This window comes from Parendozoicomonas haliclonae (genome assembly GCF_900174585.1).
GTDB lineage: Bacteria > Pseudomonadota > Gammaproteobacteria > Pseudomonadales > Endozoicomonadaceae > Sansalvadorimonas > Sansalvadorimonas haliclonae.
Genome location: NZ_FWPT01000069.1, coordinates 1 through 355, shown reverse-complemented (window position 1 = coordinate 355; position 355 = coordinate 1). Strand labels below are relative to the sequence as shown.

Annotated in this window: 1 rRNA gene; it reads left to right on the top strand. The window is 40.3% G+C overall.

Going from position 1 to position 355, the window contains the following annotated elements:
* Nucleotides 1-84, top strand: a 16S ribosomal RNA gene (locus EHSB41UT_RS24290); the annotation flags it as partial.
* Nucleotides 85-355: the final 271 nt, after the last annotated feature.

The window sequence follows — 355 nt, the reverse complement described above, 5'->3', positions numbered from 1 at the left end:
GCGGTTACCACGGAGTGATTCATGACTGGGGTGAAGTCGTAACAAGGTAGCCCTAGGGGAACCTGGGGCTGGATCACCTCCTTAAACGCAATCTTGCCGATAAGCGTTCACACGAATTGTTTGAAACGAACATAGACAACTTTGGTTGTTTATCTTTGTTCCTCTTCTTTTATGAAGAGTTGATCTTTAAAAATATGGAATCTGTCAACATATATTCTTTTGAATATATTTAGTTGCTGAGCACTCAAGTTTGAAACAACGAATGTTGTGGATAACTTTTCAATAGAAGCGCTTCTCTTTGAGAGGAAGGACTGTTGAATCAAGTGTGTGGCGAATCGTTACTCGAATGCATCTT